This is a genomic window from Variovorax sp. YR216 (assembly GCF_900107745.1).
GTDB lineage: Bacteria > Pseudomonadota > Gammaproteobacteria > Burkholderiales > Burkholderiaceae_C > Variovorax.
Window position 1 is genome coordinate 678,000 of the sequence record NZ_FNRO01000002.1, and the last position, 23,356, is coordinate 701,355.

Annotated in this window: 24 protein-coding genes; 2 read left to right on the plus strand and 22 right to left on the minus strand. The window is 65.0% G+C overall.

The features are described from left to right. Window positions 1-7: 7 nt before the first annotated feature. From BLW05_RS08155 to BLW05_RS08240, 17 genes are all read right to left on the minus strand, one after another. A complete protein-coding gene (locus BLW05_RS08155; protein WP_093161659.1) occupies window positions 8-2,917 on the minus strand; it encodes an ATP-dependent helicase in 2,910 nt (969 codons plus the stop codon). A 1-nt stretch (window position 2,918) separates the two neighbouring features. Then, window positions 2,919-3,935: a DNA cytosine methyltransferase gene (locus BLW05_RS08160; protein WP_093162133.1), complete on the minus strand. Its 1,017-nt coding sequence runs from the start codon at window positions 3,933-3,935 to the stop codon at window positions 2,919-2,921. Between the two features lie 111 nt (window positions 3,936-4,046). Beyond that, complete coding sequence (locus BLW05_RS08165; protein ID WP_177142588.1) at window positions 4,047-5,822, minus strand: ATP-dependent nuclease; 1,776 nt, start codon at window positions 5,820-5,822, stop codon at window positions 4,047-4,049. 1,019 nt (window positions 5,823-6,841) lie between these two features. Further along, on the minus strand, window positions 6,842-7,867 hold the full coding sequence (locus BLW05_RS08175) for a contractile injection system protein, VgrG/Pvc8 family (protein ID WP_093161662.1): 1,026 nt from the start codon (window positions 7,865-7,867) through the stop codon (window positions 6,842-6,844). Beyond that, window positions 7,864-8,283: a phage tail protein gene (locus BLW05_RS08180; RefSeq protein ID WP_093161663.1), complete on the minus strand. Its 420-nt coding sequence runs from the start codon at window positions 8,281-8,283 to the stop codon at window positions 7,864-7,866. Before BLW05_RS08180 ends, BLW05_RS08175 begins: the two co-directional genes overlap by 4 nt. Window positions 8,284-8,301: 18 nt before the next feature. Next, window positions 8,302-10,818, minus strand: a complete 2,517-nt coding sequence (locus tag BLW05_RS08185; protein WP_218135153.1) for a phage tail tape measure protein — start codon at window positions 10,816-10,818, stop codon at window positions 8,302-8,304. Window positions 10,819-10,839: 21 nt separating this feature from the next. Next, complete coding sequence (locus BLW05_RS08190; protein WP_093161664.1) at window positions 10,840-11,082, minus strand: hypothetical protein; 243 nt, start codon at window positions 11,080-11,082, stop codon at window positions 10,840-10,842. A 15-nt stretch (window positions 11,083-11,097) separates the two neighbouring features. Further along, window positions 11,098-11,214, minus strand: a complete 117-nt coding sequence (locus BLW05_RS08195) for a GpE family phage tail protein (protein ID WP_093161665.1) — start codon at window positions 11,212-11,214, stop codon at window positions 11,098-11,100. Window positions 11,215-11,222: 8 nt separating this feature from the next. After that, window positions 11,223-11,561, minus strand: coding sequence for a phage tail assembly protein (locus BLW05_RS08200; RefSeq protein WP_093161666.1), 339 nt, complete (start codon window positions 11,559-11,561; stop codon window positions 11,223-11,225). A gap of 27 nt (window positions 11,562-11,588) precedes the next feature. Then, window positions 11,589-12,098 (minus strand): phage major tail tube protein, encoded by a 510-nt coding sequence (locus tag BLW05_RS08205; protein ID WP_093161667.1) that lies wholly within the window; start codon window positions 12,096-12,098, stop codon window positions 11,589-11,591. 35 nt (window positions 12,099-12,133) lie between these two features. Then, window positions 12,134-13,312 (minus strand): phage tail sheath protein, encoded by a 1,179-nt coding sequence (locus BLW05_RS08210; protein WP_093161668.1) that lies wholly within the window; start codon window positions 13,310-13,312, stop codon window positions 12,134-12,136. A 24-nt stretch (window positions 13,313-13,336) separates the two neighbouring features. Continuing rightward, a complete protein-coding gene (locus BLW05_RS08215; RefSeq protein ID WP_093161669.1) occupies window positions 13,337-13,963 on the minus strand; it encodes a hypothetical protein in 627 nt (208 codons plus the stop codon). 17 nt (window positions 13,964-13,980) lie between these two features. Then, window positions 13,981-15,054: a hypothetical protein gene (locus BLW05_RS08220; protein WP_093161670.1), complete on the minus strand. Its 1,074-nt coding sequence runs from the start codon at window positions 15,052-15,054 to the stop codon at window positions 13,981-13,983. 14 nt (window positions 15,055-15,068) lie between these two features. Then, window positions 15,069-15,635, minus strand: a complete 567-nt coding sequence (locus tag BLW05_RS08225; RefSeq protein ID WP_177142589.1) for a phage tail protein I — start codon at window positions 15,633-15,635, stop codon at window positions 15,069-15,071. A gap of 4 nt (window positions 15,636-15,639) precedes the next feature. Further along, window positions 15,640-16,530, minus strand: a complete 891-nt coding sequence (locus tag BLW05_RS08230; protein WP_093161673.1) for a baseplate assembly protein — start codon at window positions 16,528-16,530, stop codon at window positions 15,640-15,642. Next, window positions 16,527-16,880: a GPW/gp25 family protein gene (locus tag BLW05_RS08235; RefSeq protein ID WP_218135159.1), complete on the minus strand. Its 354-nt coding sequence runs from the start codon at window positions 16,878-16,880 to the stop codon at window positions 16,527-16,529. The genes BLW05_RS08230 and BLW05_RS08235 overlap by 4 nt, the downstream gene beginning before the upstream one ends. Window positions 16,881-16,885: 5 nt before the next feature. Beyond that, window positions 16,886-17,617: a phage baseplate assembly protein V gene (locus BLW05_RS08240; protein ID WP_093161675.1), complete on the minus strand. Its 732-nt coding sequence runs from the start codon at window positions 17,615-17,617 to the stop codon at window positions 16,886-16,888. Between the two features lie 245 nt (window positions 17,618-17,862). On the opposite strand from BLW05_RS08240, the gene BLW05_RS08245 reads away from it, so the two are divergent. Together BLW05_RS08245 and BLW05_RS08250 are read left to right on the plus strand one after the other, a co-directional pair. After that, window positions 17,863-18,555, plus strand: a complete 693-nt coding sequence (locus BLW05_RS08245; protein WP_093161676.1) for a response regulator — start codon at window positions 17,863-17,865, stop codon at window positions 18,553-18,555. Between the two features lie 98 nt (window positions 18,556-18,653). Then, window positions 18,654-19,997 carry an adenylate/guanylate cyclase domain-containing protein gene (locus tag BLW05_RS08250; RefSeq protein WP_093161677.1) on the plus strand — a complete coding sequence of 448 codons (1,344 nt, stop codon included), beginning with the start codon at window positions 18,654-18,656 and terminating at the stop codon, window positions 19,995-19,997. A gap of 55 nt (window positions 19,998-20,052) precedes the next feature. Here BLW05_RS08250 and BLW05_RS08255 read toward each other — a convergent pair whose 3' ends face one another. From BLW05_RS08255 to BLW05_RS08275, 5 genes are all read right to left on the minus strand, one after another. After that, a complete protein-coding gene (locus BLW05_RS08255) occupies window positions 20,053-21,207 on the minus strand; it encodes a sensor histidine kinase (RefSeq protein WP_093161678.1) in 1,155 nt (384 codons plus the stop codon). Window positions 21,208-21,450: 243 nt separating this feature from the next. Beyond that, window positions 21,451-21,933: a phage virion morphogenesis protein gene (locus BLW05_RS08260; protein WP_371126922.1), complete on the minus strand. Its 483-nt coding sequence runs from the start codon at window positions 21,931-21,933 to the stop codon at window positions 21,451-21,453. Next, window positions 21,906-22,418, minus strand: a complete 513-nt coding sequence (locus BLW05_RS08265) for a phage tail protein (RefSeq protein ID WP_093161680.1) — start codon at window positions 22,416-22,418, stop codon at window positions 21,906-21,908. Before BLW05_RS08265 ends, BLW05_RS08260 begins: the two co-directional genes overlap by 28 nt. Beyond that, window positions 22,412-22,993 (minus strand): N-acetylmuramidase family protein, encoded by a 582-nt coding sequence (locus tag BLW05_RS08270; protein WP_093161681.1) that lies wholly within the window; start codon window positions 22,991-22,993, stop codon window positions 22,412-22,414. The genes BLW05_RS08265 and BLW05_RS08270 overlap by 7 nt, the downstream gene beginning before the upstream one ends. Continuing rightward, window positions 22,990-23,355, minus strand: coding sequence for a hypothetical protein (locus BLW05_RS08275; protein WP_093161682.1), 366 nt, complete (start codon window positions 23,353-23,355; stop codon window positions 22,990-22,992). The genes BLW05_RS08270 and BLW05_RS08275 overlap by 4 nt, the downstream gene beginning before the upstream one ends. Window position 23,356: the final 1 nt, after the last annotated feature.

Here is a 23,356-nt window from a genome sequence, read left to right on the forward strand (position 1 = left end):
TTCCTTTTCAGCATGCCGCCGCCCGGATCGCTCCGGCTGGAGTTGAAATCGGGGGCGGCAGGCCGGCGCCGGCGCGGAACTCCTGACGTGTTTTGGGACAGAGACGGCCGAAGTCGCATGAGGCGCACTTGTCTGGCTCCGGCCTCATCGGATAGTCGTGGGCGATGATTCCTCGCACTGCCCATTCAACATTGGCGACGGCCGCGTTCACGGCTGCATCATCGATCGGTACCTGGATGCGTTGATTGTCCTTGAGCAGATGGATGGATCCGGTTGCCGCGTTTTCGCCGAACACTTCCCGCGCTGCTTTGGCGTACAACTGCACCTGGAGGGAGAGGGCTCTCCAATCGAGCTTCTCTGATTCAATGGGGTTCTCACCTCCGTCCATCGTCTTGAAATCGACGACGTGGGCTTCCAAGACCTCGCCGGACGACCCGTACTTCATGAGCAGGTCGATGGAGCCTGTGATGAGGCAGTCTTGAGCAGGAATTTCGAACCGTACTTCCACCTGGCGCTGGTGCGTGAAGTCGCTCGAGTACTGCGCCACATACTCTGAAGCGATCTGCTGAGCTTTCTTCTTCGCCTGTTCGTACGCACCCGGACGGTTCTCCGGGTCGCGGCTCGGCGCGATGTGCTTTAGGTGAAAGTGGTCCGAGGCGACCTGGGACGCTTCCTCAGCCGTCGGCGCGCCCTGCAGGAACTGCTCGTGCAGTTTCTCAATCGCGACGTGGACAACCCTTCCATAGCCGAACAACTCGGGCACTGGCGGGCTGAATCCGAAGCCCTTTCTGAACCGATAGTCCATTGGGCAGTGAAGGTAGTATCGAATGTCACTGAACGAGGTCGGCAGGGTGGACTCGTCCTCTTTCTGTCTTGGGGGGGCCTTTTGCAGCCCCTCAGGAAGATGCAACGGATCCTTGACGAGCGCCCGATCTGCGAGCGAGGCGGCGAACGTTGACTGCTTGTTCGTCCGCTTGCCGCCGGGAAGCTGCGCCGCGCCGGTGACGTAAAGGAACCGCTCCGCGCGTGTGAGCGCCGTATAGAAAAGTCTGGCTTCTGCTTGAGGTGTGTTCTCGTATGCCCCTCGCGCGATCGCATCGGCCAGAAGCTCCGCGGGCAGGAAGCCTCGATAGCTAGAGCGCTTCCCGGGGAAGCGGCCAGGCACAACGTCAACGACGAACACAACAGGAAACTCCAGCCCCTTTACCTGGTGGACGGTCGACACGGTCACCTTGTCAGGCCTTGTGACGACATCCTCGGTGCTGAGGTTGTAGCCCCCTTCGGCGACCTGTTTGAGGAACCACACGATCCCCCCAAAACGTTTGCTGCTGTCAATGCTCAGGTACACGCTTTCCACGTCTTGAAGCATTCGGCTGAACAAACCTATGTCGCGCATCGTGTCATCGGAGAACGCGGTCCCGGCGACGTTGAAGGCTTCTAGGAGATCCAATAGAAGGGCTTGGGGGAACAGTCTTTGGCGCGTCGCTCCCATGGGAGCATGTATGCGGCGACCCCAGTCCGACAGCACCTGGAAGACTTTGCCTTCGTTCGCCCTGGGGAACGCCGGCCGAATGTAGGTGTCGATCAGGTCCTTCGCTTGCGGCCGAGATATTGCGCCTTCGCCCAGGACCATGAATGTCTGGCGCAGCGCTGCGACAGTGGGGCGATCGAATGCTGATCCGCCGGCGTTCAACGTGTATGGGATCTGCAGCGCTTCGAGCCGACTGGTGAACGGTAGATGTCGCGCTGTCCGAGCCTCGCCCTCACCCGTCCTGGTAGAGCGCATCAGAATCGCGAAATCCGCCGCGGTGAGGCCCCGGACAGTGCCGTCCGCTTGACGGTACTCCGTACCCATCAACGTCCGAATCCGGTCCGCTACCCAGTCCGCTTCTTCTTCGCGAGTGTCGAAGTGGTGAGCAAGAAGATGGTTGGGCTCGAGGTCGACATGCTCTTTCGGCTCCTTGTGCAGGCGCATGGGTCCGAGCTGTGCGGCGACGAAACTGTTCGAGGCGGCCACAATGGCACGGGTGCTGCGGAAGTTAGTGTCCAGGACGTGCTCGACCGCGTTGGGGTAGCGATTCGAGAAGTGAAGGATGTTCGATACGTGCGCTCCTCGAAAGCCGTAGATCGATTGGTCATCGTCCCCGACAACGAAAATCTCGGCGCCGAGGGAGTGAATGGCTCCAACGAGCTCCTCCTGCGAGCCGGACACGTCTTGGTATTCATCGACCAACAGATGTCGGATCCGTCCGAGCCGCGCCTTGACGCGCTCATCGTGCTTCGCTTTGTCAGCAACCAGTCGGACCATCGATGCAAAATCGATGAACTGGTCACGTCGCAGGCATTCTTCGATCGCCAACAGCGTTTGCGCAACCTCGCCGTCCAAACGTGCGATCGCCTGAAGCGAGATGCCCTCGTCTCGATAGACGTTCCAGGCATGCTGAACCTCTTCGAGCGTCTCGAAGTAAGGGCTGTTCTTGAGCCGCGCACGCAAGGGTTGAATGTGCAACTCAGGGTACCGAGACATCAGGAAAAGCGTAAACCTGTTGTCGTCCAGCACGTCGTACTGCCGGTACACGGCGTCTGCGTCGCCGAGAACGTTCTGACAAAACGCGTGGATGGTGCCGACATACATCTGACCGATCAGACTCGGGCTGTAGCCGGTCTTCGCCAGTACCTTGGCGACGCGCCGCTTGATGGAATCGGCTGCCTTTTCGGTAAAGGTGATTGCGACGATGGAGGTCGCCGGCACACCCTCGGAGATCAGTCTTGCAATTCTGTACGCAAGTGTCTGCGACTTTCCGGACCCGGCACAGGCAATGCACAGGATGGCATTCGAACGGTCTGCCGCTGCCGCCGCCTGTTGAGGAGTCAGGCCCTCGGCGCGCAGACCCTCTACACTCGATAGATTAGCCATGCTAGTTCGCGGCGAGCATCCCATCACGAAGGGCCCGTGCTTGCGCCGTGATGAACGGCGGCGGCAGCGCGTTTCCGATCATGAGGGCAATCGCCTCTTTCCCATGTGACACGTTGAACTTGTAGTCCGGGGGAAAGCCCTGCAGCAGTGCCGCTTCCCGCAATGTGATGGTGCGATTGCGCGACGGATGTAGGAACCTGCCTTTGGACGGGTTATGACAACCGCTCGTGATGGTGGGCGCGACCTGGTCCCAAGCCATGCGCCCATAGACATCCTTGAAGCCGTCGCTGCGCTTGTGGCATTCCAATTGGTCCTCTTCACCGAGGTCTTGGCGGCTACCTCCGTTTTTCGGAATGCGGGCAATGAGTTCGCGCACCGCTGCCGAGCGATTTTCAGGAAGTGCGTGAAGCTTGTCCTTCGATGTCGATGGCGCCTCGATGCCCTGTAGGGCCTGGCGAACAGTGACGCGAGCAGCAGATTTCGCAGCAAGCACCGGTAGATGCACCCTGGACGCCAGCATGATGAGGCGTTTACGTCGCTGAGGGACTGAGTACTCAGCGGCGTCCAGTACGTCCACCAAAACCCGATAGCCGAGCCCCTCCAATTCGTTGCGCATTCGCGTAAAGCGACCATCCCGGGCGAGTGCGGGAACGTTCTCGAGCATGATGGATTTCGGACACATGACCTTCACAAAGCGCATGAAGTCACGCACCAGGCTGTTTCGATCGTCTTCGACCGAAGTCTTTTGGTTCTTGGTCCGCAGCCTCGAGAAGCCTTGGCAAGGCGGGCAGCCGGCGAGTAGATCGAGTTCGCCTGGCTTCAAGCCGACGTCGTTCAGCACCTTTGCCGGATCCAACTTGCGGATGTCCTGCTCGTACAACTTGACCAGGGGGTGATTGAGCTTGTACGTCTCTTGGGCCTTGGCGTCGATTTCCACGGCGGCGTCGACCCTGAATCCGGCACGCTGCAAACCCAAACTTAGGCCGCCGCACCCGCTGAACAGATCGATGGCGGTCATGGCAGTTGCATCGTCAAGGGGGAGGTCGGTCGTGCGGGGGGGCATGGGGGCAAATTGTTGTTGCGGGATCAAATGTAGGGTATCGGTGGTCGCGGTAGGTGTGGCGCGGCGTCAACCATGCAGCCAAGTCGTGAGTTGCTGCCGAATAGAAGTGAGGTCTGCGTTGTCGGAAGGGATCTTGCCGACTTTCAACTTGGCCCATGCGACGATCTCTCTTGCAGAGGGCTCGCCCACATCAGACCCTTCCGCGAGAAAATTCTTGAATGCGATCTTGGTGTCTTTTGAGTTTGTGGCCGCGTGGTTCTTGCCCGGGTCTAGGGCCTCTAGGAGGATATGTTCCGGCAACTTTCTGGGCAAGAAAGCGACGTGCTTGCGGAGCCAGTCGAGATACTCCAACTGCGCCTGAATCTTCGCCGCTTTGTGCCCTGCAGAGTCGTTTCCACCAGGAATGGCGAACACCGGGTCGACACCGAGTTCGTCATTGAGTACGGCACCGAGGCCGTCATGTGCTTCCGGAGGGACGCTCTGTGGGTCGGTGAATGCCGCGACCCGCTTCTGATCCCCGTCCAGCATCAAGAACAGGTCCTGACCCGCATCCATTGCAGTTGGACCCGAGAACTTCAGCATGTACGACGCGCCGCCCGTATTCACCTTGACCTCAAGCGAGGCCGCGTCGCCCTTGTCGAGGCCCTTGGCAGCCTGAAGGACGATCAATTTGGCGATCTCATCTTCGACGAGTACGCGTCGCTTGTTGTTTGGAACCTTGCCAAGTCGCTGCAAAGCAGCGGCCGGAGAACTGCGTGGCAGGATCCGTGCTTGCATCTTGCCGTTGTCCTCGAACACTTTGATGGCATCATGCGGCAGGCCATCCAGGAACTCGCTCGAGTGCGTCGAAACGACCACTTGATGTCGCTTTAACTTGATCTGCTCCAGCAAAAACCGAAGTAGGGCACGCTGTGCGCCTGGATGCAGCGAAGTTTCGGGTTCATCCAGGAGGATGAGCGAGTACTCCGGCGCTTCCAGCAAGTCCACAACCACGCTGACCGCAGCGATTTCGCCACTACCCGCAAAGGCCTCGGAGTACTCCGAGCCTCGGCGGAACACGACACTGAGATCTCGCCCACGAGAGCCCGGATAAAGCGAATGGCGAATGAGTCTGGCCGACTCGTAAGTTCTGCCCAAGATATGACAAACTGCCTTCAGTTCGTCTTCCGTCAGGTCACGGTTTTCAAATAGGCTTTCCGTGACTCCCCCAAGCTTGTAGCTCTGCCGGTTGTCTGCTTTGATGCGTTTCAGGCGGGCCGCCTCAAGCCTCATCACCTCCCTCTTGTCGCCGCCCTTGGAGAACTCGTCGAAGAAGAAGTATCGATCGAACGACCCGAAGGTGGCCTTGAGATTGACGTACACCACCTTTCGCCGTACAGGATTCCAACGGTCCTTTGACTTCCCTTCATAGTCCCCTTTGGCCATCGGAGCCATGCCGTCGGCCTTGCTCCACCGATATGGTTCCCAGTAGTCTTGCTTGGTACCGATGCGCGCTTTTCGAGTTTCGACGATTCCGCCGAAAGTCTCGTTCCAATGGCCGTAGAAATAGCGCTGTGGATCGGATCTAGGACCCTCGATGGGGTCCAATTTCGTGGCAAACCAGAACTTGGACGTGCTGTAGTTGAACGGCATGCCCCAGAGAGCGTGCAACAGCGAACTTTTGCCGCTGCCATTGGCACCGACAAGAGCAGTGAGGGGGAAGTCGAAGTCCACCCGCGTTCCCGGTTCGATGCTCTTGAACTTGGGAAACGTGGCGTGAGTGATGTAGTGCTTGAGTGGCGTACCCGGCTTGAATTTCTTGAGGGTGGCAACTAGTTTGTTGATCGCTTCTTCGTCGGACACTCGAAAATTCTCCTCAATTGTTCTTGTATCAAATTGTAGGTCGGAATTCCCGGGAAGCTTCTGTAGCCCGAGCGCACGCGGTCTCCAACTCTTGGTGGTGAAGCCCTTGGGGTGGCATGTTTCAAAGAGTCGTTGGTCTCGCCGCGATGTTTGAGACGGGGCGGCCGCTACTTCGCCAGCAAAGAGAACAGCTCGCTGCCGTCCGGACTGCGCCACTTGCTGTAGATGCCGGCAATGCCCATCGGCACATCGAGTGCTTTTGTGGCAGAACTGCAAAAGGCGTCTCATGACGGACAACTCCGCCAACAGAGACCTGAACCCTGATCGCGTGGAAAGCCTGTGCGGCCCAGTTGCGGGCATGTGTGCGGATGTGGAGCCCGTCTCGGCGCCCTCGCGTTTCCGCGACCTGTACGCTCTGGCAAAGCACCAGCGTTGGGTCATTCGCAGAGTGGACGCCGAATGAGGGCATTTGAGTTAGATTGGGCGATCATCGAAGTCCGACGAGCCCTGGCTTCAACGAGGCAAGGAGGCACCGTGTTCGCTTCACTTAGATCTGTCGTCGCTCTCCTATGGAACGGCCTCGCTTCGTGGGCCCCTGAGTTGAGGCGGCTGTGGGCATGGTTGAGGTGGGGTGGCATCGCTTGGATGTTTGTGGGCGTCGCATGGGCTATTTTTTTGCGGCCCGAGGAATCTGAATTACCTCAGGTGAGAGAAGAAATCGTTTTTGGGCCGGGGGACGAATCAGCCTCGATTGGCGCGCTGTCTGAATTGGGCGGGGGTCAAGCGCAGCGCATCCTGCGGGAAAAGAGGACCTATAACGCAGGTGTCCGCCGCGCGAACGCTGAGATAGGCGCACGAAACAAGGAGGCGTTTGCGAAGGCCTTGGGAATGGCCTTGGTCTGGCCAGTCACTGGGCTCGGCGCCGTCTGGGGTCTGTTCAGCCTGGCTTCCAGGAATGAGGAGCATTGATTCAGAGGTCGGCGAGAGCAGGACCAACGCCGCCGGTGGCAGAGCAATAGTCAGTTCCCCGTCGCGTCGAGGCTCTCGTTCGCGGCGGAAGTTTCCAACTCGGCGCGCGTTGTGTACCCGCCGTCCCCAAGACGATGGGCGGTCTTGACGCTTAGCCATTCGGTGTTGTCGATCTGTGGCTTGAATCCTCGAACGCGCACCGGTGTCTGAGGGGCGAGCAAGGCTTGCCCGATGGCCAGGGTCAACTCGAAGGTCGCCGCGCCGCGCAGGATTCGCCTCCATTCCGCCTGCGCCGCTGCAAGCGCATCGGCTTCGGTCGCATAACTCTCCTTCAGCCGCTTGGCATTGCCGCTCAGTCCCACCAGGACAGATCGACGGTTCGCGCACCTGGGGTCGTGCCAGTACGCCCGCACGCCGCTGTAGGCGTCCCGCTCGCTGGTGTGGTACCTGTGCGTGTCACCGTCCGCCCGAGTGAGCGTGACGAGGGGCAGGGCATCCCCCTTGCTCGTGGTCATGCCCTCGATCGGCAGAAACACCAGCAGCCTCTTCTTGACCGTCGCCACCGCGTCGTACCGCTTCGCAAGCCGCGTGACGAAGTTGATGTCGCTCTCGTTCGTCTGGTCGATGTGACCCACCTCCTGCCCCGACAGGCGCGCATCCACGCGCGACACGAGCTGGTTGCGTCGGGCGATCTCGTCGAGGATCGCACCCAGCGTCGTGCGGTGCCAGCTCTGGTCCCTGCGGTCACGCAGGTTCGCGCCGAGTTCCGCGCTGCGCGCGCGAATGGTGATCTGGTCGGGCGCGCCGCTGTGCTCGGCCTCGTCGACCACGAAGGTGCCCTTGTCCACGAGAGGCTCGCCGGCCCAGCCGATCGCGAGCGACAGGGTCACGCCCCGGGCCGGGAACTCGAGTGCGCCGTCGCCGTCGTCCAGTTGCAGGTCGAGCTGATCCGCCTCGTCGCCGCGGCATTCGGTCAGCGTCAGGCTGATCAGCCGCGCGTCGACAGCCGGCGTGATGTCGCGGCCGTCGAGCGTGAGGCGGTAGTCCGGCCGGGGGTGTCGCTGGGGGGCGTTCATTCCTGCGCCTGCCCGCTGTCGCCGATCGCATCGACTCGGTCTTCGTCCACGCGCGCGAGCTGCAGCTGGACCTCGATGCGCCGCGCGGTGCCGTCACGGTGAAAGAGCGTGCGCGTCTCGTTCAGTGACTCGATCACGAACTGGCCGTACACGGTGCCGGTGCCGTCCACCAGCGGCCAGGCTGCGCCGGCGGCGCCCATGGCGCGCAGTTCGTCGAGCGAGCCGGTGTCCCCCGCAAAGCCGGGCAGCAGCACGCCGCTCAAGTTCATGGTCTCCTCGCCCGGCCCGACGAACTGGCGGGCAGGGCGCGCGCCCACGCGGCTGTTGCTCGGGTGGCGCCACGCCGTCTGGCGCTGCAGGTCCTGGTAAGCCAGCGTGTCCAGGCTGAAAACGAATTGCCCGAAGGCCATCATCATGTCGGTAGGTCCTTCTTTTCAATCGATGTCTGACAGCGACGAGAGCATGCTCGCGCGCCTGCTACGTTGCCGGCGGTCCAGCTCGGCGCTCACCGCTCGGGCGATGGCCTGCGCGTCCATGCCGGGCGTGGCCTGGATCGTGATGTTGATCGTGTCGCCGCCCATGGCCATGCTGCGCGGCGCTGCTGCAGCGCTCAGTGGCGGCCGGCGGTCCATTGTGATTGCGCCGATGCCGGTAGCTGGTCCCGTTGCGTCCGCGGCGCCGGCCATAAGGGGCAGGGCGACCGCGGCTGCAGCCGCCATGCCCAGCGCAGCCTGGCGCACGCGGTGCTGTTCGCCGGCAATGCCTTCGGCCGCGCCGTTGCTGATCTCGTTGCCCGCGAGCATGAAGACGCGGCTGGGGCTGCGGATGCCGAGCTTCTCCTTGAACCAGCCGAGCGCAGAATCCGCGGCGCCGACGATCGCATCCTTCACGCTGCCGAGCGCGCCGGTGATGCCGTTGGCCAGCCCCTGGATGATGGCGGTGCCGAAAGCCGCAAAGCGCGCCGGCAGGGCAGCGAACCAGGTCAGCGCATCGTTGAACGCGGTCTTGACCGTCTGCCACAGGCCGGCGAAGAACGCCGTGATCGGCCCCCAGTACTTGTAGATCAGGAAGGCCGCGATAGCGATGGCTGTGATCGCGAGGCCGATCGGGTTCATCAGCAAGAACCGGCCAACGGAGGCGATTGCGCCGCCGACGGCCTTCAGTGCACCGACCACCATTCCACCGTTCAGACCCAGCATCTGCATGCCAAAGTGCAGCCCGAGCAGCGGGCCGCCGATGGCCGCCAGCGCCAGGCCGAGTGCGCCGCCGACGGTCAGCAGCGCTGCGAGCGCGCCTGCGGCGATCACCACCGTGGATGTCAGGCGCGGGTTCTCCCTCGCGAACTCGCCCACCTTCGCGGCCAGCTCGCCCAGCCACTGGAGCAGTTCCTTGAGCACCGGTGCCGCGGTGGCGCCGATCTCGCCCAGGGCGTTGGTGAAGCTGCCTTCGGCGGCTTCCGCCACATTCTTGAGCGTGCCGAGTTCGGCCTCCACGCGCTGGCGCAGATCGGCCTGCGCCTGCATCTTCTCGGCGACTTCGGCGTAGCCCTCCTTGCCCTTGGCCAGCAGGGTGTTGAGCACCTGCAGCGTCTCGGCGTCATCGCCGAAGAGCGACTTGATGACGCTGGTGCGCTGCATGCTGTCGAGCGCCTTCAACTGCTCGAGCTGCGCGAACATCTGGTCGATGCCCGCGAACTCGCCCTTGCCATCGCTGAAGTCGAGCGTGAAGCCGGCCTTCGCGGCCGCGAGCGCATCGTTGGCCTTGTCCAGCTTCTTGGCATCGAGGCCGGCCTGGAACACCTTGCGGATCGCGTTGCCGGCGGATTCGCCGGCCATGCCGGTCTGGTCCATCATCACCAGCAGTGGGGCGAGCTCCTGGGCCGCGGCCAGGCCGTCCTTGCGCAGCACGCTGAGCACCGGCGACAGCTTGGTGAAGCCCTGCAGCATGTTGCCCGAGTCCACGCCCAGGTAGTAGGTGCGCTGGATCAGGTCCATCAGGCCCATCATGTCGGCCTCGGTGGTGCGGGTGGCGTCCTGCATCTTGGCGGCGAACTCCGCGGCCTCAGTGACGGGCATGCGCAGCTGCACGCCGAGGTAGGCGGCCGATTCGCCCAGGCCCCCCAGCACGGTCTTGGCGCTCATGCCCTGGCGGATGAGCATGGTCATCATGTCCTGGAAGTCGGCCGTGGTGCCGGGCAGCTTGTCGCCCAGGCGGGTGGCGAGTTCCGAGATCTTGCGGAAGTCATCGGGCACGCTGCCGTCCTTGCGCATCAGCGATGCACGCAGCTGCGAGGCGGCGTCTTCCTGCGGCATGAAGGCGCCCATGACGGAGCCCAGGGGGCGCGCCACGGCACGGCCGGCGCCGATCGCCGCGGCGCTGCCGGCGCCCAGCATGGCGGTACGGCGCATGGTCTTGCCGTGCTGCGCCTTGAGCGCATCGAGCCGCGCCGCCTCGCGGCCCTGGGCCTTCATGCGCGCGGTCTGGTCGCCGATGGCCTGGTTGGTGGCCTGGATGTCGGCGCGCAGGCGCCGCTCATGCTCGCCCAGCGAGCGCGTGCTGATGCCCGCGGCCGAGAGCCGGTCGCGCAGCTGCTGGGCCTTGAGCCGCTGCTGGTCGAACTGCACGCCCAACGTGGCTGCCGATTGCCTGGCCGCGGCGAACTCGCGCGCCATGGTGCGGGTCGGCGTGCTTGTTGCGGCGATCTGGCGTGCCAGCGCCTGCACGCGCGCTTGCGCCGCCTGCACGCTGGCGGCCGTGGCGCCGAGGCCGGCGCGCACCTCGCGGAACTGCCCGATCGCCTTTTGCTGGTCGTTGAGTTCCTTGAGCTTCGCGCGTGCGGCCTTGAGGGCGCTGGCGGTCTCGCTGCTCGCGGCCTGGATGCGCCGCAGCGGTGCGGTGGCCTTGTCGAGGGTCTGCAGGATGACCTGCAGGCGCAGGTCATTGGAGGCCACGACAGCCTCCGGCGCCGGGATTCAGGCGTGCGACCGGCGCAGGGCTTTGCTGCGCTGGCTGGCGGCTCGCGCGGCGAGCGTCGCGTCCTCGGCCTCGATCTCTGCGAGCAGCGCGCGGATCGCCTCGGCCTCCCGTTGTTCCGAGCTCCGGTGGGGCCAGAGCTTGTTGAAGATCGCCCCGGCAACACTGGCGCAGGCCCATACGAAGCCGAGCGTCACCAAGAGGACGAGCACGGCAAGGATGATGACGATGAGGGTCGACATGGCGCCGCATCATAGTCAGTCCTGAGCCTCCGAACGCTCGCGGGCGCGCTCGCGCCAATCCATCAGATCTTCCAGCGAAAAATCATCCATTTCCGAGGGCGTCCAGTGAAAAATAGCCGCGAGATCGGCCATCGGATCCTCTACGCGCTCGGGGAGGCGTCCAGCGCTGCCTTCGGCAACAAAAAACCCGCCACCTTCGTGCCGAGCTGCACCAGGTCGGCCGGGTCGAGCTCGGCCACGTCCTGCTTCAGCAGCATGGGGTTCGAAATGCGTGGCAGTACGGTCTGCAGCGCGGTCACGTCCAGCTGCAGCAGGTCGGTGAGGGCGACGCCGCGCAGCTCGCCGGCCTTGGGGCGGCGCAGGGTCACGACGGTGATGGAGGTCTCGCCGCGCTGGATCGGCGTGTCCAGCGTCACGGTGTTGTCGCCGGCAGCAACGGCGGTGGTCTGGTCGAGGGCGGGCGTAGGGGCGGTGTTCATGGTGGTTCAGTAGGTGAGGTGATGGGGTCAGAGGCCGATCGCCGCGCGGATGTCGGCCATCAGGTCCTTGCCGTTGACGTACTCGACCATGTTGACCAGGTCGATCTCGAGAATCGTGGTGCCGTCGAGGCTGAGCTTGTAGTAGCTCAGCGCGCTGGTCACCTTGATCTCGGTGAGCTCGCCGGCCTTCGAGGTGCCGGGGTCGATCTCGGTGTGGCGGCCGCGCACGACGATCTCCAGCGCGCCGACATTGCCGGTGCTCGCGTCCTGCAGGGCGCCGGCAAAGCGCAGCAGCACGGCGTCATGGCGCGCCGCGCCCCACTGGCTGAAGAGGTCGCGCAGGTACCCGGCGGCGGTCCACTGCATCTCCAGCGCCTCCATGCCGAGGTCTTCCTTGATCGGGCCGTTCATGCCGCCGGCGCGGTAGTCCTCGGTCTTGCGGGTGAGCTTGGGCAGCGTCACTTCGGGCACCTCGCCCAGGTAGGCGCGGCCGTCGTTGAAAAGCGTGTAGTTCTTGAGCTTGCGGGGCAGGGACATCGGTTGTTCCTCGGGGGTTCAGGGGAGGGCGGCGATCACGCCGCAGCGACACGCGCGGCGAAGTCCGCGAAGTAGCGGTCGGTGATGCGCTGCCTGAAGGTCAGGTCCTCGATCGGCGGGATCGGCGTGTAGTCGTAGTCGATGACCAGCTTGCCGCTCTTGAGCGTTTCCTTCTGGTTGATCTCCTCGTCGTACCAGGCCGAGCCGTCCAGGATGTAGCCGCCCGCCTTGAGCTCGCGGAACTTGGCGTTCACGCCTTCGATGATGTCCTTCACGATGCTCGGGTGCATCGGCTTGTCGACGGCCCACATGTGGGCCTCGGCAATGCTGTCGGCCAGCACCTGGGCGGTGCGCGTGGCCGACTCGAAGGCGAAGAGCGGCTCGTCGCTGCAGGTGCGCGAACCCCAGAAGCGGTAGCCATTGCTGTTGATCAGCGTGGTGACGTCGGCGGCATTAAGCACGCCGGCATCGGTGGCGGGGTTCTGCAGGTCCCAGTAGATGTCCTTCGAGATGCCGATGACGCCATTGACCGCGACGTTCGAGAGCGTCTTGTGCCAGCCGGTGTCGTTGTCGATCTTGGCGCGCAGGCCGAGCGCGTAGGCGGCAGCCGGGGCATCGGCCTTCGCGTTGGAGACAGTGTCCCAGTTCTGGAAGTTGGGGTAGATGACCATCAGCTCGCGCGCGCCGAACTCTCGGCGATAGGCGGTCGCGTCTTCCACCTTCTCGCACCCCCAGGCGCCCACGTAGGCGAAGCCGCGCAGCTGCTGCGCGATGGCAGCCAGGGCCGCGGCCACGGGCTGCGTATCGAGGCCTGGCGCGCCGAGGATGCGCGGCTTGATGCCCAGCATGGCCTGCGCAGACAGCAGCGCCTTCATGCCGGTGTAGCGGCCCTCGCGGTTCACTGCCCCCATCACGTTGGTGGTGGTCGAGGCCTCGTCCGGCCCCTGCTCGACACGGACCACGACGGTGACGGGCCGCGCCTGGTCGGCGATCGCCTGCAGGGTGCGCGCGAGCGTGCCCGAGGTGCCCGCCTTCGCGAGGGCGCTGTAGACGTTGGTGACGAGCACCGGCGTGTCGAGCGGGAAGGCCAACGGATCCGCATCGGGCGCGGTGGCGATCAGGCCGATGATCGAGGTCTGGATCGTGCGGATGGGGCGCGTGCCCTCGGTGAGCTCGAGGACACGGACGCCGTGGTGGTAGTCGGTGAGGGACATGGGTTCTCCTTGAATCGATGGTTGTCAGTGCGCCGCTTCGGTCTGGCCGTCGTCGGCCGGCGCGGCTGTCTTGGGCGCGACCTCGGCCTCGGGCGGCACGAGGCGGGGCAGCAGGCCCGGCAGGGACTCGGCCGTCGGCTCCTCGGTCTCGCCGGCCTGCACGCGCGCGAGCAGCTCGTAGCAGCTGGCCCACACCAGCGAACGCCAAGCGCGCAGCGCGCGGCCTTCGGCCTGGAACTTCGCAACGGCCGGTTCTTCGGCGTAGGTGACTGCGGTCTTGATGTCGTCGTAGCCCCAGGCGTGGGCCATGGCGTCCATGTAGTCCTGGACCAGGCCGCGGAGCGCTGCGAGCCGTTCCTCGAAGGTCAGCTCGCGTGGCGGCGTTGGCGGCGGCGCGGGTGCAACGGGGGGTGGTGCGGGCACGGGCGCGGGCGCCGCGGGCATGTCCTCGAGCACCCAGCTCAGGTCCACCAGCACGGCGCGCTTGCCCGCGGGAATCCGCGGCGGCGCGACTTCGGTGGCCAGCGCAGGGTTGAGCGCCGCATAGACGGGCTTGCCGGTGCGTTCGGATTCGACCGGGTCGAGCGGATGCGGCGCGGGGCCGACGTACACACGCGTCTCGGGATCGACGAGGTAGATGGTCTTGGTCATGGTGTGCAGAGCCGCGCTCAGTAGCTGATCCAGGCAGGCAGCGCCACGTTGCGCGGCCGGGCTTCGGAGCCGGTCGCCTGGATGGCGATGCCGGTGCCGCTGGCGCTCAGCCAGATGCCGGTGCCCGAGCCACCAACACCGACGTTGTGGGCGTGACTGCCGGCCCCGTCAGTGCTCTTGCCGCCGATGCCCAGGTTCCCAGGTACATAGGGAAATCCAGAGCCGGCGCCGAATTCGTTGAAGACCATGTTCGTCAAGTAGTGGCCGTGGTGGCCCTGCTGGTCGGTCCAGGCCGGGTGGCCGTGGGTCGGGTCATTCACGTAGTGGCTGTGGGTTGGGTCGGCATAGTTGTGGGCATGCGATTGGTTGTCGCCAGCCTGTGCGGACCGCAGGCCTCGCCCTGCGTCGACCCCTCGGCCGTTGTCCAGGCAGCGGATGAACTCGCCGCGCAGTTCGATCAGCGTGAAAGTGCCGGTGCCGGAAAGGCCAAGCCGCGCGACCAGGTCCGGGTAGTTCGCCTGGCTGTAGCTCACGTCCGCGCGGACCGGCAGGTAGCCCGAGATGCTGGCCGGGTTGTCGTAGCTGTACAGCACCATGCCGGGCTGGTGCCAGGGTGCGCGCACGTACGTCGTGCCGTTCCACACCAGCTGGCGCAGGTGAGGGGTGCTCACGGTGATCACGTGGCCGACGTAGGCCTTCGGCACCGCGGCAAACACGTCGCGGAAGGCGTACACCGGGTGCGGATCGCTCCTCTCTTCGTGCGCGGCCACGGAGTCGCCCAGCGCCGCGGACAGCTCCTTGGCCGTGTGGCCCCAGCGCACCCACCGGGTGGCGTCGGTGCCCGGCGCGATGTTGAGGCTTGGTGCGATGCTCTTCCAGGTCGTGCCCGCCCACGCGACATACGCATCGGCCGGGTAGTCGAAGGTCGCGACCCAGGCCGTCACGTTGCGCAGCCGCTGGTAGCGCGAGCGGTTGGCCAGCTGGCGCGGCGGCACGTTGTCGATGCCGCTTGGCCCGCCGAGCACGGGGTCGTCTTCCTCCCACTGGTAGATCCCTTCTTCCCAGCGGTCGGTCTCGATGAGGTTTGCCATTCTCTGTTGCTGCGCTATGCGCTTCCACGGTTGAAAGAGCCGTCGCGCCGCATCGCGCCGTTGTGGCTGTTCACGACGGCCGCATAGCGCAGGCCCACACAGAGGCAGCGTGCGGGTGCGACGGAGGGCAGGAGCGCACGGACGCGTGCGGCCTGCGCGTTGGTGAGGGGCCGGTCGAAGACCAGGCGATAGGTGGCCCAGGTCGAGCTGAGCGGTGCGCGCGCGTACTCGCCGTCGTGCGCGGCGGTGCCGTCGCGGCGGATGCCGCCGATGCGCTCGATGATGGTGATCTCGCCGAAGCCCAGCGCCCGGATGAGGGCGCGGATCGCCCACGGCGTGCCTTTGCGGCGGTGGATGTTGATGCTGTCGAGGATCACCGCGCGGCGCGCGTCGTCGCTGCGGGCGTCGCTCCAGCCTTCCACCGAGAGCGTCCACGAGAGCCAGGGCAGCAGCTCGGCGAGGCAATCGCGGGCGTGCCAGAGGTGGCGCAGGCCGGCGGTGTCAAGCACGAGCGACGACATGGCCGCGAGGGCGGACTCGAGCGCCGTTCGGTTGGGCGGCAGCAGGCGGGCTCTGGCCATGGGGTCACTCATTGCCCACGGCCTCCGTGAGGGTGACGCCGGTCACGCGCACGCACTGCGTCGTGTCGCACAGGATGTCCGCCGCCGGCGAGAGGATCTCGACGCGGTCGATGCCGGGTTGGTGCAGCGCGGCGTCGATGCCCGAGCGTGGCAGGCCTGCGGCGAGGCGGCGCGTCTTCGGCAGCCATGCGGCCAGCGCCGCGCGCGCCGTGGCCGCGGCGATCTCGCCGGCGGGCCCCGGCCTGCGGTGCAGCACGGCGACGATCGGCGTCTCGATCATCTCGGCGGGATGGACGGTGACGAGGTCACACAGCGGCCGGATGTGCTCCGCGCTCAGTGCGTTGCGCACGGTCTCCAGCAGCGCGCTGTCGGCGATGCCGCTCTCGTTGTCCGCGAGGATCGTGACGCGCACCTTGCCGGTACCGGGGTCCGGGCTGTCGACGCCGGCATCGGCCACGCGGGCGTCTGCGGTCATCGCGTGGAAGCGGTAGCTGTCGCGCGGGCCCGCGGTCGTGATGCCCTCGAGCGCGGCCTGCGTGCGCTCGCGCAGGCGGTCGTCGGCCTCGAAGACGGCGGCGACGGGCGGCACCGCGTTCGGGTTGGCCGGCGTGACGACCAGGCGCGCCACGCCGAGGTTGGCCGCGAGCTGGTCGAGGTCGCTGCCCACGGCATAGGCCAGCATGCTGGCGCGTGCGGCGTCGTTGATGCGTTGGCGCATCAGCAGCTCCTGCCAGGCCATGACCTCCAGCAGCTTGACGGCAGGGTCGGACTCGAGGACGAGCGTGAAGTCCGGATGCAGTTCGCGGAAGCGCGCGAGCAGGCGGTCGAAGATGACTTCGTAGTCCAGCGACTCGATGACCTTCGGAGCGGGCAGCAGGGTGAGATCCATCGTCATGCGGCGGCCCTCATCTGCACGGGCACGCGCAGCGCGAGCACGGTCGCGGCGATGCCGGGCGGCGTGTAGATGCCGTCGATCTCGAGCACGACCTGGCCGGGCCGCGCGCCGCTGAAAAGCTGCAGGCGCGACAGGCGCAGGCGCGGCTCCCACTTCATGAGGGCGCCAGCGATGGCCGAGTAGGCGCGCACGCGCGTGGTGCCGTTGTCGGGCTGGTCGATCAGCTCGGGCAACTGGCTGCCGTAGGTGCGGCGCATCAAGCGGCTGCCGATCGGCGTGCCGAGGATGTCGGCGACGCTCTGTCGCAGGTGCTCGATGGCGTCGATGGGCCTGCCGGTGATCCGGTCCATGCCGCTCATGCGGGGGCTCCCGTCGTGCCGCTGCCGGGCGTGACCTTGCCGTGCACATGGCCGACGAGGCTGATGCCCGAGGCGACCACGTCGTTGCCTGGCAGGGTGATGTCGCCGTTGCGCACCTCGATCGGGCCGTTGATGACCGCGACGGCGCCGCCGGGCCCGCTGCCGCCGCCGACCATGCCGGCTGCGTAGGTGAGCAGACCCAGGACCTTGAGCTCGCCGGTGGCGATGGTCTCGGGGGCGTCGAGGGTGATCTTCTGCGAGTGAACCGTGGCGCTTTCGCTGGCGGTCACGTCGGCGGTGTTGCAGCGGATCGTGACGGCATCGGGGACCGTGATGTCGGCGGTGCCGCCGGCGGGCAGGGTGACGGTGAGGGCGTGTGCGGCATGGTCGTATTCGATGACCGCGCCGTCGGGGTAGGAGGTGCGCTCTACGTCGCCGGTGTTGCCGTTCGCCGCGATCGTATCGCTGAAGACGCCGACCAGGACGAAGGCCGAGGCCATGTTGCCGCCGGGGGAGAGGACGATGCATTGCTCGCCGGCAGAAGGTGGGGACCAGCGGCGCACGTCGCCGGCGCGCATCGAGATCCAGGGAAGCCAGTCGGTGGTGAGACCGCCGGACTGAACGCGGCATCGCGCTATGGCGTGGTCGACTTGCCCAATCGTCCCCGCACGCACGATGTTCTCGATGCACCGCACGAGTTCTGCGTTGCTTGCTCCCTGATCAACCATGCGGCGATGGTGCCGGGCACCATCGCGGGGCGCACTTCATATCGCTTCTGGATCGGTGATTCAGAAGAGAGGCAGGAGGGCGATCTGCAGCCGCCCGAAAAGGTCCGCGAAGGTCCGCGCGGACAATTGCGCCCAGCTCTTCGGTAACGAGTCTCGCCGCTTCATGGTCTTGGCTCAGAATGCAGCTACGGCCACGCAGAGCAGCCTGCAAGCACGTCGGCACGGCGCATCCACAGGAAGCATCGATGAACATTGACGACCTCGTAAAGCTGATCGATTCGGTCACGAAGCTCCTCGGCGTCTTCGTATGGCCCGCAGTGCTCATAGTGGTGCTCGTGAAGTTTGCGCCTGCGCTAAAGGACTTCTTCTACAGCCTTGGAGAGTTCTCCTTGAAGGGCGCCGGCTTCGAGGCCACAGCGAAGAGGAAGCAAGCCGAGGTTACCGCTGCCCTCGTTGCGGCATCCGTGTCGCGCCCGGACGCGGCAACGACACCGGAATCGGCTGCCCGCAACGCAAACGAAGCAGCGGCCGTCGTCGCTGACACCGTCAATGCCCGAATCATCCGTCGTGCAACCGCCGCAACTGCGCTTTGGGTGGACGATCGACCGGCAAACAATGTTTTCGAGCGTCAGGCCCTCGAGGCTTTGGGCGTTTCGTTCGTCCTTGCGACTTCTACGGAAGAGGCGCTCAAGTTGACCGCCAAGCAGAGGTTTGACGTCATCATCTCTGACATGGGGCGACCGCCTGACCCCCATGCGGGATACACGCTCTTGGACAAGCTTCGCGGCGCTGGAGACAAGACCCCGTTCATCATCTATGCTGGATCCAACGCGCCTGAGCACAAGGCAGAGGCCCGTAGTCGCGGTGCCATGGGCTCGACAAACCGGGCGGCTGAATTGTTCCAGTACGTGATTGCAGCGCTCAACACCGGGAGCTAACTGCTTGTGCGAGGACGGCTGCCGCAGAAGCGGCCGGTCCAGACGCGGCTCAACGCTCGTAAGCTGACATTCGAAACTGTCACTCGAGGAGGTGAGAAATGGCAGAGCACCCGGAGACCCGTTATGCGAAGAGTGGGGATTGCCATATCGCCTATCAGGTCGTCGGCAGAGGGCCGCTAGACGTGGTGTTCATTCCTGGGTTCGTGTCACATGTCGAGCACTGCTGGGAGGAGCCGCGCTGGGCGCGCTTCTTCAGGCGCCTCGCCTCGTTCGCCCGACTCATCATTTTTGACAAGCGCGGGACCGGGATGTCCGATCCTGTTCCCGTCGTGCAATTGCCGACTCTCGAGCAGCGAATGGATGACGTCCGCGCGGTCATGGACGCCGCCGGTTCCGAGCGGGCGGCGCTACTCGGGGTATCGGAAGGCGGCCCGTTGAGTTTGCTATTCGCGGCCACGCATCCCGATCGCACCGCAGCGATCGTTCTGATGGGAACCTTCGCGCGTATCGCCTGGGCACCTGACTATACGTTCGGAACACCGCCCGAGGAATATGACGCGCTACTGCAGCGGATGGAACAGGGATGGGGCAAGGGAGTTCTGTTGAGCGCCCTTGCACCTTCGCTCGCCAATGACGCGGCAGCACGCGAATGGTGGGGGCGCTTCCAGCGACAGGCGTGCAGCCCAGGCGCGGCGGTGGCCTTGCTACGCATGGCCTACGAGATCGACGCACGCCCGATCCTTCCCGCAATTCGGGTTCCGGCGCTGATATTGCACCGCGTCGGCGATCGCATCATGCCGATCGACCACGCGCGCTACTTGGCACAGAGGATTCCAGGCGCCGAGTACGCGGAATTCCCCGGCGATGACCACTTCTTCTTTATCGGCGACGCGAACGCCTATCTGGAGCGCATTGAGGAGTTTCTCACCGGGCAGCGGCATGACCGCGAATCAGACCGGGTGTTGGCTACGGTCCTGTTTGCCGACATCGCCGGGTCAACTGAGCGGGCCGCACAACTTGGCGACGCTCGATGGCATGAGTTGCTGGACAACTTCTACGGGGTCGCACGCCGCCAGTTGGAACGATTCCGGGGGCGTGAAGTCGACACGGCTGGGGATGGCTTTTTTGCGGCCTTCGACGGTCCCGCGCGGGCTGTGCGTTGTGCGGCCGCCATCGGAAGCAGTGTTCGCTCTCTCGGCCTGGAGATTCGTGCCGGCGTGCACACGGGCGAGTGCGAGGTGATGGGCGCCAAGATCGGCGGCATCGCAGTACATATCGGCGCTCGGATCGCCAACGCAGCGAGCCCCGGAGAGGTTCTCGTATCCAGTACGGTCAAAGATCTCGTGGCAGGCTCGGGACTGGCTTTCCGGGATCGCGGCGCCCGTGAATTGAAGGGTGTGCCCGGACAGTGGCGTCTCTATGCCGCATCCGAGGCGAGCTGACCGAGATCGGCCAGGAGCCGTCGTTCGTAACGCGAGGGCGATTGGTCTCAGCTCTTCAGCAGGGCTGGCCTGCCATTTTTGACGGCGCGACGGCGCGGGGAATCCGAACCGTGAAGGTCGTGCCCTCGACATCGCTCGATGAAACGTGGATCGAGCCACCGTGGGCCAAGGCGGTTTCCCGAGCGACAAACAGCCCCAAGCCGAGGCTGGTTCGCGGGCGCCCAGGCTGCTCGCCATCGACCGGGAGCTGCACCATGGCGCTGAAAATGGTCTTGAGCGACTCGGCGGGGATGGCGGGGCCGAAGTTCGTCACCGCAATGACAACATCGTCGAGCTCGCCCGCGACGCCGAGCATGACGTTCGTCTCCTTGGCCCGGTATTGGGCGGCATTGGCCAGCAAATTCAAGACGACCTGCTGCATCCGGACGTCGTCGAAAACGCCCGAGAGGTCGCCGTGCGAATGGAAATCAAACACGCAGTCCGGGTACGCGGACGCAGCGTCCTGCAGTGCCGCCTTGATGATGTTTTCCATGTTCGCGGGGGCCGGCGCGATGGGCATCGTCCCGCCGAGCTGGGTGCGCGAGTATTCCAACAGGTCGTTGACCATCGTCGACATGGTGGCGGCGCTGCGAAGCAGCCGCTTGCCGGTTGCCGCGTTGCCCTCCGACGACGTTGATCGCACAAGCAGGTGGCCAGTCATGCTGATGGCGGCGAGAGGCGTGCGTAGGTCGTGGCCCAGTATCGCCAGGAAGCGCTCTCGCGTCTGGTTGTTGTGTTCGGAGAAGGTCACCGCCGACTCGGCCAAAGCCTGGTCCACCGCCTCGTTGAAGCGCACCAACTCCTCGTGGACTTCCTCGGTGAACTCGCCGATGTTTGGCAGCCAGAGGCGCAGAACGCTGGCTCGCAACGCGCGAAATTCAGCCGTGAGCTGGACCAGCGAGAAGCCGCTCACCTCGCGCAGCCTGCCATGAAGGGAGGCTGCACTTTGCGGGTACTTGGCAGGGCCCTCGCCATGTGACTTGGTGATTTGCTCCGCGCTGCTTTGGAGGCTTTCAATATCCAGCGCGATTGCTCTGATCATCTGTTGCGCGTGGTCGCGCAGCGCCACGCTTGTCATCGACGCGGCGGCGGGCTCCAAGGTCTTCGCGAACGCCTCCCACTGCACCAAAATATCCTCGGCGCGCTCCGTTAGAAAGCGGGAAAGCTTCATGTCGTCCCTTGTTCGCTACTTGGGAGAGGCTCATTATGGCAGCAAGGTTGGCCAGCGACTAACGAGCCTCAGGCTACACGCGGGTCCTTGGTGAACGCACTTGGACATCTACACGGATAGCTGGACACGCTACGTGGGATCGGAGACATCGGCCGTATCCGCCAATGTTGGCGCGCCTGAAGAAAGAACCGCTTCGAGTCTGTGCGAACTTCGGCTTCGGGCCCGACACGGACATCGCCAGGATCAATCGGCGATGTGCGCCAACAGCAGTTCCCTGATGCGCTCACGCTCGAAGTCAGTGAAGCCGAGCAGCGTGCGCGCCGGGTACTGGTACTGCGCCCCACCGGGCTTGACCGCATCGCGCAGTCCCTCTTGATGCACGCGGGCGATGCGCGCCGGGCGGCCGAGGAAGCCAATGGCGACCGCTTCTTCGCTGGCCTGCAGGCGAAGGAATCTGACCGTGCGCAGCTTGTTGAACATCGTGCGACGGATGCGACCTTGTTGTTGCCGTGAGCTGCCGGGTTTTCGCGGCTCGTACGTGCTGCCGTCAGGGTTGCGTTGTGCGGCGATGCGAGATGCCTGGCTGCGCCGAAGATCCTGGCCAACCTTGCGCGCCAAGGCCCGGCGCTCTGGGGGAGTCAGCCTGGCGAGCAGTGGCGCGACCCAGTCTTCAAGAACGGAAAGCGGGTCGTCTGCTGTCACGGCTCGGTCGCCGGAAAGCGCCACTCGGCGAGGAGTTCGCCGCTAGACCATGCTTCCCAATGCTCCGCTGCAGCAAGCGCTCCTTCGCGCGCAGGTTCGGCAGCAGGGGCCACTGTGTAGCGCTTGGCCGAGTCCGGCGCCGTTGGATCCTCGCCGGGCGAGACCACCACGGCCTCGGTCAGATCGACCTCGATGGAGATGTCGACCGTTTCCTTGTTGAGGTACTCGACCTCGAAGCGCACGCTCTTGTCCCGCAGCGCAGGGTTCTCGAGGATCTCGACCTGGTTGGCGCGCAGCCACGCCAGCAGCGGCACCATGATCGCGTCCGCTTGGCCCGCGTAGTCGAGCACCACGACATTGAGCGCGTAGCGGTACTCGAAGGAAAGCGACTCTGCGCCGGCAGCGACCAGCCGGCCGTCGCGCACGAAGACCGACAGCTTGTCCGGATCGCGCCGCAGTTCGGGCGTGGCGGCCGTGAGGTGCGCGCGCAGGCTATGGGGTTTCAGCATGCGTGTCGCCCGTATGCCGCGGCGAGCTTCACGTCATAGCTGTTCTCGGCGTAGCGCGGTCCGTTGTAACGTCGCGCGAAATCGGCCCAGCGCAGATCGCGCATTTCGTCGGCCAGGCCTTCGTGCTTGACGAAAGCGACGAAAGCCTCGAGCTGGCGGCCCTCGCTGGAGTACATCGCGTTGATGAAGGCCTGGAGGGTGGTGAATCCACAGGCACGGAAGTTCTCGCCCAGGATCTGGAACTTGCCCCAGCTCGCGGACGCGAGCGCGGCATTGCGGTCCAGCCGCGCAGCCTGCTGCAGTCGCTGATGCTCGCCGGCGTTCCTGGCGTTCGCGTCGGCGCCGCGGGCATAGAACTGCCGCGTCCAGACGGGGTAGCTGAGTGTCGGGTAGGCCTTGTCGTAGCGCCCGCCCGTTGCGGCACTGAACTTGTGCCCTTCGAACAGGATGCGCGGGCGGCCGGCCGCGTCGAAGCCGCCTTCGGGTGCCTCGACTTCACACACGGCTTTCACGGCGGCGACTGGGCAACGGAGCGCCTCCGCGGCGCGTGCAAAGTCGGCTTCTGCGAGAGTCATGGTCGGTTCCTCTCGCGGCCGCGCAACGCGTCGAGCAGGCGCGCGGCGAAGCCGAGCGGGTCCTTGCGCATGCCGTTGCCGAGCATCTTGAGCCCGGCCCAGATGTCCTCGCTGATCACGGCGCAGGCGCCGACGATGGCAAGGCGCAGCGTCTCGGAGCCCACGAAGTCCTCGATGCCAAGCCCGACGATGATGGCGACGACGACGCCGGTGAGCACGGCCCGCAGCAGGCCGCCCCAGCCGCCGTGGCGCTTCTGGACGACGCCTTGTGCAAGGCCCGCGATGGCGCCCACGATCGCGCTGGAGGCCATGATCCCCAACGTGTGGGGTTCGTTGAAGAGCTTTTTGATCCAGTCTTGCATG

Coding starts and splice junctions, on each gene's coding strand:
- BLW05_RS08215 (WP_093161669.1), bottom strand. CDS start 13,963: ATGACCAAGACCATCTACCTCGTCGATCCCGAGACGCGTGTGTACGTC.
- BLW05_RS08275 (WP_093161682.1), bottom strand. CDS start 23,355: ATGCAAGACTGGATCAAAAAGCTCTTCAACGAACCCCACACGTTGGGG.
- BLW05_RS08225 (WP_177142589.1), bottom strand. CDS start 15,635: ATGGCCAGAGCCCGCCTGCTGCCGCCCAACCGAACGGCGCTCGAGTCC.
- BLW05_RS08255 (WP_093161678.1), bottom strand. CDS start 21,207: ATGAAGCTTTCCCGCTTTCTAACGGAGCGCGCCGAGGATATTTTGGTG.
- BLW05_RS08250 (WP_093161677.1), top strand. CDS start 18,654: ATGGCAGAGCACCCGGAGACCCGTTATGCGAAGAGTGGGGATTGCCAT.
- BLW05_RS08265 (WP_093161680.1), bottom strand. CDS start 22,418: ATGCTGAAACCCCATAGCCTGCGCGCGCACCTCACGGCCGCCACGCCC.
- BLW05_RS08235 (WP_218135159.1), bottom strand. CDS start 16,880: ATGGACCGGATCACCGGCAGGCCCATCGACGCCATCGAGCACCTGCGA.
- BLW05_RS08230 (WP_093161673.1), bottom strand. CDS start 16,530: ATGACGATGGATCTCACCCTGCTGCCCGCTCCGAAGGTCATCGAGTCG.
- BLW05_RS08160 (WP_093162133.1), bottom strand. CDS start 3,935: ATGACCGCCATCGATCTGTTCAGCGGGTGCGGCGGCCTAAGTTTGGGT.
- BLW05_RS08180 (WP_093161663.1), bottom strand. CDS start 8,283: ATGATGATGGCCTTCGGGCAATTCGTTTTCAGCCTGGACACGCTGGCT.
- BLW05_RS08245 (WP_093161676.1), top strand. CDS start 17,863: ATGAACATTGACGACCTCGTAAAGCTGATCGATTCGGTCACGAAGCTC.
- BLW05_RS08210 (WP_093161668.1), bottom strand. CDS start 13,312: ATGTCCCTCACCGACTACCACCACGGCGTCCGTGTCCTCGAGCTCACC.
- BLW05_RS08155 (WP_093161659.1), bottom strand. CDS start 2,917: ATGGCTAATCTATCGAGTGTAGAGGGTCTGCGCGCCGAGGGCCTGACT.
- BLW05_RS08195 (WP_093161665.1), bottom strand. CDS start 11,214: ATGGCCGATCTCGCGGCTATTTTTCACTGGACGCCCTCGGAAATGGAT.
- BLW05_RS08190 (WP_093161664.1), bottom strand. CDS start 11,082: ATGTCGACCCTCATCGTCATCATCCTTGCCGTGCTCGTCCTCTTGGTG.
- BLW05_RS08205 (WP_093161667.1), bottom strand. CDS start 12,098: ATGTCCCTGCCCCGCAAGCTCAAGAACTACACGCTTTTCAACGACGGC.
- BLW05_RS08240 (WP_093161675.1), bottom strand. CDS start 17,617: ATGGTTGATCAGGGAGCAAGCAACGCAGAACTCGTGCGGTGCATCGAG.
- BLW05_RS08220 (WP_093161670.1), bottom strand. CDS start 15,054: ATGGCAAACCTCATCGAGACCGACCGCTGGGAAGAAGGGATCTACCAG.
- BLW05_RS08175 (WP_093161662.1), bottom strand. CDS start 7,867: ATGAACGCCCCCCAGCGACACCCCCGGCCGGACTACCGCCTCACGCTC.
- BLW05_RS08270 (WP_093161681.1), bottom strand. CDS start 22,993: ATGACTCTCGCAGAAGCCGACTTTGCACGCGCCGCGGAGGCGCTCCGT.
- BLW05_RS08200 (WP_093161666.1), bottom strand. CDS start 11,561: ATGAACACCGCCCCTACGCCCGCCCTCGACCAGACCACCGCCGTTGCT.